The organism is Enterococcus raffinosus, assembly GCF_001886185.1.
Lineage (GTDB): Bacteria > Bacillota > Bacilli > Lactobacillales > Enterococcaceae > Enterococcus_A > Enterococcus_A raffinosus.
Genome location: NZ_JXLA01000123.1, coordinates 1 through 526, shown reverse-complemented (window position 1 = coordinate 526; position 526 = coordinate 1). Strand labels below are relative to the sequence as shown.

Genomic DNA, 526 nt, shown 5'->3' with positions numbered 1-526 from the left:
GGGGTTGTTTTACTAAAGATATATTTCTTGCAATCGCTCAGTCGGTTGTTGTAGCGATGGTATTCATTTCTATTTTTATATAAACGGCGAGTGACCTGTTCCCACTCTTTGCCGCTGCTGAAATAGCCACGGAACAAGGGACAAGCCTTCCGCAACATATCTGACGGCTCGGCCGAAAGAAAGATTTCTCGGACTAATTCACTGCAAAAATCTGAGAAATCACTGATGCACAAGCATTGGCGAATCAGCACGGCAATAAGGTATTGAATAACAGAATCCGCGTCCTGTGATTCATCATAAAATTTCACTATTCTCTTCTGAAGGTTCTCCCTGTGCATTTTGAAAAGTGCGATTTGGCTCAATGGTTTCGTTGGCATAAGTGTTCTCTCCTTTTGACTAAAAATATTGGTCAGTTTTCGATTGTTTCTTCTCTTCCATGATACACCTAAAACATGGCTAAAAATAACCAAAATTAATTTTATAAAAATTATAATTGGGTAAAGAAAAAGGAGATTTTTTGCGTATA

General features: G+C 38.2%; 1 pseudogene. It reads right to left on the bottom strand.

Going from position 1 to position 526, the window contains the following annotated elements:
• Positions 1 to 377, bottom strand: a pseudogene (locus tag RV13_RS20525) (glycosyltransferase family 1 protein); the annotation flags it as partial.
• Positions 378 to 526 lie beyond the last annotated feature (149 nt).